Source organism: Thermoproteus sp. CP80, assembly GCF_002077075.2.
In the GTDB taxonomy this organism is placed as follows: domain Archaea; phylum Thermoproteota; class Thermoprotei; order Thermoproteales; family Thermoproteaceae; genus Thermoproteus.
The window spans coordinates 1-4984 of record NZ_LCWM02000052.1 but is presented as its reverse complement, the minus strand read 5'-3'; the positions used below and the strand labels follow the sequence as shown (position 1 = coordinate 4984).

The following is a 4984-nucleotide window of genomic DNA, read 5'->3' as shown; positions in this document are numbered from 1 at the left end:
ATAAAAATAGTGCCCATACTCGACGGCGCCCCTCCCTGCTATAGGGCCAAGGCCTTCGTCGAGGTGGTTAGGGCGGACCTGGAGAGGGCGTCCCGCATAATAAAGCTCGAGTGACGGGCTACCTTATCACGTGGGTCGTCTCGAAGGTCCTGACGATCCAGGGCCGGCCTTGGACGTAGGTGCGGACCTCCACGTAGGGCGCCAGCCCCGACGTGGCTATCTTCCTGCCGAGCACCTCGTCAACCTGGAATATGCCGGTTTCCGAGTCCATATAGACGTAGATCGCCAGGGGCCGCTCCTTGCCCCTGCCCACGTAGACGCGCCTTATGGCCAGGGCCGAGAGGGCGTGGATGTCGTTCTTCCCGATCTCGTAGGGCATCCTGGCCCTTCCCTCGGCCATGTCGGTGCCGTCGGCTATCTTGGCGACCGCCCCCTCGAAGGTTAGGCAGGTATACGCCTCGTCGTGGCAGAACACTATATGCATCACCTCCTGCTTCAGCATGTACATCTTCTTGGTGGGGCCGTATATCGGCTCCAAGACCTTGCCCACCACCCTATCGGCGATCATGGCCGAGTATATGGGGTGGTGCGTCCTGTGGACGCTGTTGCCTATGTCGTGGAGGTACGCCCCTATGAGCGTCACCGCCAGCGAGTCCTCGACGTCGCCCACCCCGTCCTTGACCACGCTCGGCTTGAAGCCGCCCTCGTAGAGGACCTTATATATCGCCATGGCGCTCCCCGCAACTATCCTCGAGTGGACGGGGCCGTGGTCGTTGTAGTACAGACGCTTGACGGTGAAGACGTTGGACATCTCGAGGTAGGCCTCTATCTCCTCGTCGGTCGTCAAGATCTCCCACGTCTTGACCACCTTGTCGTGTTTCGGCATAACCTCGTCTATTAGCTTAACGCCCACTTCGTACAAAGGCTCCAGCGCCTCCACTGGCGTCCAGATTCGGCTATTTAAATACTTCCGTGAGCAAAGTTTTTATTACTGGGGCGGCCGAAGGATATGCTTGACGCCTTATCGCTCTTCGCCGTGCTGGCCCTAACCAGCTTAGCGGCCGGCTTCATGGGCTCCTTGACCGGCCTCGGCGGCGCCACGTTCCTCGTACCCATATACGTGCTCTTCCTCGGGATCCCCATACGGTACGCAGCGGGCGCCAGCTTGATCTCGACCATAGCCACGTCGAGCGGCGCCGCGTCGGCGTACGTCCGCGACAGGGTGACCAACGTACGTATAGGCATATCGCTGGAGATAGCCACCACCAGCGGCTCCATCGTGGGCTCGCTTACGGCCGCTTGGGTCTACGCCCACAATCTGCAACACGTTATATATATCGTGTTCGCCATAGTGTTGCTGGGCTCCATATACACGCAGATAACCAGGTCGAGGTACGAGCTGCCGAAGCCTATGCCGCCCGATAGGTGGACCAAGTGGCTCCAGCTATACGGGCGCTACTACGACCCCGCGCTGGGCAGAGAGGTGGACTACCACGGAGTGAGGTGGTGGCTCGGCGAGCTCATAATGTTCGTCGCAGGCGTCGTATCGGGCCTTCTCGGCATCGGCAGCGGGGCGCTGAAGGTGTTGGGCATGGACTGGGCCATGAACCTCCCCATGAAGGTGTCGACGACCACGAGCAACTTCATGATAGGCGTCACGGCGGCGACCGGCAGCTCCATATATTGGTTCTTCGGCTATATACAGCCCTTCTTCGCGGCCGCGACGGCTATAGGCGTCCTCGCCGGCTCCTTCGTCGGCAGCAAGGTCCTCCTGAGGCTTAGAAACGTCACCATACGCTACATCCTTATGGCCATATTGGCCATATTGGGCGTGCAGATGCTCCTAAGAGGGCTCGGCCTCTATCCTTGATATGGACCTCGAGGACGTTATCGGCTACACCCTGAGGATCGGCGTAATAACAAGCGTAGCGCTGATAGCGGCGGGCGTCGTGCTCCTCGTCGTGAGGCCGCCCGCGCCCCACGTGTTGCAACAGCTGTCCGATCCCCATTCCCTGATCAATACGTCGTTGATAAGCCCAGCCCAGGTCCTCTCAGGAAGCGCCGAGCTCAACGGAATAGATGTGATCCTGCTGGGCTTGATCGTTTTGATAGCAACCCCCGTCTTGACGCTTGCCACAGGTATGGTGCAGTTCATAAGGGAGCGGAATCGTATATATGTAATCATCACTTCCATTGTACTATTTAATTTGTTTTTCGCTATATTTATAATACCAATTCTCATTAAATGAATGTCTTGAGGAAAAAACTTCACGTAGATATCTTGCTTCATCTCAAGAGGGCCGGGGTCGACTACGGCAAGTCCATATCGAGGGCGCTCGACGCGCCTCTCGCCTCGGTGCTCGCCGCGCTGGAGGAGCTGGAGGCCGCGGGCCTCGTGGAGCGCGTCGGCGGCCGCGTCCTCAAGAGGGATAAGGCCAGGATGAAGACGGCGCACGAGGTGAGGAAACACCACGTCTACTACAGGCTGTCGAGGACCGGCGAGCTGTTGCTCAGATGTTTAAGGGCGCGGGGGCCCGCGGCGTATCTAGAGGCCATGACCGGCGAGGAGAAAAAGGCACTGGTTGATGCGTGTAGGGGGGCCGGATCGGCGCATCGGGCTTTGGTCGACATGGGGCTTGTCGACGGCGACGGGACGCCGACCGAGCTCGGCAGAAGCGTCGCGTCCCTTCTGGATCCCTCCTGCGCCGGACGGCGTTAGCCGGAGGCTGCGCCCTCCGCGGCCGGCCGAAGCCGCGGCGCGACGCCCCGCCCCGGAGCTGGATCCCGTGCCGGAGGCCTCAGACTTAAAAATCGGTTCGGGAAGTGCTACATGACGTCTGTGCTGTGGGTATTGTTCGACGGAGGGGGCGATAGGCCTAGGAACGGCGCCACGCCCTTCTTTACCGCGCTGAAGCCCGTCATAGACAGGCTGGCCTCTCTGGGCTCCTGCGGCGTTATGGACCCCATATCGCCCGGCGTGAGGCCGGGTTCCGACACGTCGCATCTGGCCCTCTTCGGGTACGATCCCTATAGGTACTACACGGGCAGGGGGGCCTTCGAGGCGCTTGGCGCCGGCCTGGAGCTGAGGCCGGGCGACGTCGCGTTTAGGACGAATCTGGCCACGGTCGACGCCAGAGGCGTCGTTGTGGACAGAAGGGCCGGGAGGTACGTGGCGCCTGAGGAGGCCAGGGAGGTCGAGGCGGCCATGGCGAAGATAGGGGAGGAGGTGGAGCGGAGGTTCGGGGTGGCCGCCATCTACAGATCCACCGTGGAGCATAGGGGGGTCTTGGTGCTGAGGGGCGCGGTGTCCCACAGGGTGTCCGACACGGATCCCCACAAGACCGGAGAGCCCCTGAGGCGCTCGCAGCCGCTGGACGACAGCAAGGAGGCGAAGGCCGCCGCCGAGGTGGTGAACTACATATCGGAGGCCTTTACGGCGTACTCGAAGGACCTCGAGGCCAACAGGAGGAGGGCGGCCAGGGGCGAGCCGTTGATAAACGCCGTGTTGGTGAGAGGCGGCGGCTACATGCCGACCGTGGAGCCGTTGCGGCAGAGGTACAACGTCAAGGGCGCCGCCATAGCCGGCGTGGCCCTTATAAGGGGGGTGGCCAAGGCCGTGGGCATGGATCTCTACAGCGCCGAGGGCCTAGGCGGCACCAAATTCGACAAGTTCGAGGAGGCCGTGAAGCTGGCCGTCGAGCTCCTCAAGAGGTACGACCTGGTTTTTCTCCACGTCAAGGGGACGGACAGCGCGAGCCACGACGGGGATTTCAGGGGCAAGGTCGACGTAATCGAGAGGCTGGACGCCGCCTTGAGGCCCTACGAGGCCGTGCTGGAGGAGAACTATGTGGTCGTCACCTCGGACCACGCGACACCCATTTCGGTGAGGGAACACACGGGGGAGCCGGTCCCCATACTGCTCTACGGCCCCGACGTGGTGAGGGACGACGTGGACAAGTTCAGCGAGCTGACCTGCTGGCGCGGCGCATTGGGCAGAATCAGGGGCATGGACGTCATGCCGACCATAGCGAGCTACCTAGGCCTCTCCGAGAAATTCGGCGAGTGAGGGCCTCCGTCGCTCCAGGCCGGCGCCCTCGGCCGGCCCGCCTCGCTGGGGGTCCGCGCCGCCGGAGCTCATGCCTACTGACATGGCGTTGCCCACGTGAGGTCTCCCTAGGCGGGCTGAGGGCCCTGGCGAGGTGGTTATGCGGCTCGGCCGCGGGCGGGCCTTTCATACAGCCACGCTGACGCGCGGCGGTCCGGCCCGTATACATCCTCGCGGAGGTATTAATTTTTAGAGGTCGGCCAGCGTCCTCGCCATGATGTAGGCATCTTCGCCGTCGCTGTAGTAGCGCGGTATCCGGCCCGCTATCTCGTAGCCGAGCTTCTTGTAGAGAGATATGGCGGGCGTGTTGCTGACCCTGACCTCGAGGAATACCTCCTCGGCCTCGTAGAACTTCTTCATGGCCTTCATGCCCCTTATCATCATGTTGGTGGCTATCCCGAGCCTCCTCGCGTGGGGGAGGACGCCGATGGAGACCACGTGCCCCTTGTGGGCCGCCTTGCCCTTGTTTATATAGCTCCAGCCGTACTCCACCCTATTCATCATATATCCGACGAGCTCCCCTCCCATCTCGGCCACTATGAAGGCCTTCGGGAAGGACATGTGGTGCTCCACGAAGAACCACTCGGGGTAGTTCTCGGGCAGGACGCGTCTGTTTATAGAGACCACCGAGCTCAGGTCGGCCATCCTGAACTCCCGCAGGACGTACCTCCGCCCGTCCTTGGCCGCGAACTCCTGGGGCCCCTCGAGGAGTATCTCCATCTGGAGAGCCGTAGGGAACGTTTTTAAGCAAACCGCCGGGCCGCCCGGCGCCGTCTAGGGAGTGGGCCTCTTGAAGCCCGGCGGAGGGGTCCACCCGGCCGCCTTGGAGGCCAGGGAGGATAGATATCTGTATATTCCCCTTTCGCCGCTTTTCCTGGC

General features: G+C 61.8%; 6 protein-coding genes. 4 read left to right on the top strand and 2 right to left on the bottom strand.

The window, feature by feature from the left end:
• Positions 1–118: 118 nt before the first annotated feature.
• Positions 119–886: an HD domain-containing protein gene (locus tag B7L68_RS08130; protein ID WP_081247168.1), complete on the bottom strand. Its 768-nt coding sequence runs from the start codon at positions 884–886 to the stop codon at positions 119–121.
• Between the two features lie 123 nt (positions 887–1009).
• Here B7L68_RS08130 and B7L68_RS08125 point away from each other — a divergent pair, with 123 nt between their 5' ends.
• From B7L68_RS08125 to B7L68_RS08110, 4 genes are all read left to right on the top strand, one after another.
• On the top strand, positions 1010–1870 hold the full coding sequence (locus B7L68_RS08125) for a sulfite exporter TauE/SafE family protein (protein WP_081247167.1): 861 nt from the start codon (positions 1010–1012) through the stop codon (positions 1868–1870).
• A gap of 1 nt (position 1871) precedes the next feature.
• Positions 1872–2249 (top strand): DUF1634 domain-containing protein, encoded by a 378-nt coding sequence (locus B7L68_RS08120; protein WP_081247166.1) that lies wholly within the window; start codon positions 1872–1874, stop codon positions 2247–2249.
• Positions 2246–2719 carry a DUF2250 domain-containing protein gene (locus B7L68_RS08115; RefSeq protein WP_081247165.1) on the top strand — a complete coding sequence of 158 codons (474 nt, stop codon included), beginning with the start codon at positions 2246–2248 and terminating at the stop codon, positions 2717–2719. Before B7L68_RS08120 ends, B7L68_RS08115 begins: the two co-directional genes overlap by 4 nt.
• A 111-nt stretch (positions 2720–2830) precedes the next feature.
• Positions 2831–4066, top strand: a complete 1236-nt coding sequence (locus B7L68_RS08110) for a 2,3-bisphosphoglycerate-independent phosphoglycerate mutase (RefSeq protein WP_081247164.1) — start codon at positions 2831–2833, stop codon at positions 4064–4066.
• A 228-nt stretch (positions 4067–4294) separates the two neighbouring features.
• Here the strand turns inward: B7L68_RS08110 and B7L68_RS08105 are convergent, their stop codons facing one another.
• On the bottom strand, positions 4295–4825 hold the full coding sequence (locus tag B7L68_RS08105) for a GNAT family N-acetyltransferase (protein WP_081247163.1): 531 nt from the start codon (positions 4823–4825) through the stop codon (positions 4295–4297).
• Positions 4826–4984: the final 159 nt, after the last annotated feature.

Coding starts and splice junctions, on each gene's coding strand:
- B7L68_RS08130 (WP_081247168.1), bottom strand. CDS start 886: ATGCCGAAACACGACAAGGTGGTCAAGACGTGGGAGATCTTGACGACC.
- B7L68_RS08125 (WP_081247167.1), top strand. CDS start 1,010: ATGCTTGACGCCTTATCGCTCTTCGCCGTGCTGGCCCTAACCAGCTTA.
- B7L68_RS08120 (WP_081247166.1), top strand. CDS start 1,872: ATGGACCTCGAGGACGTTATCGGCTACACCCTGAGGATCGGCGTAATA.
- B7L68_RS08115 (WP_081247165.1), top strand. CDS start 2,246: ATGAATGTCTTGAGGAAAAAACTTCACGTAGATATCTTGCTTCATCTC.
- B7L68_RS08110 (WP_081247164.1), top strand. CDS start 2,831: ATGACGTCTGTGCTGTGGGTATTGTTCGACGGAGGGGGCGATAGGCCT.
- B7L68_RS08105 (WP_081247163.1), bottom strand. CDS start 4,825: ATGGAGATACTCCTCGAGGGGCCCCAGGAGTTCGCGGCCAAGGACGGG.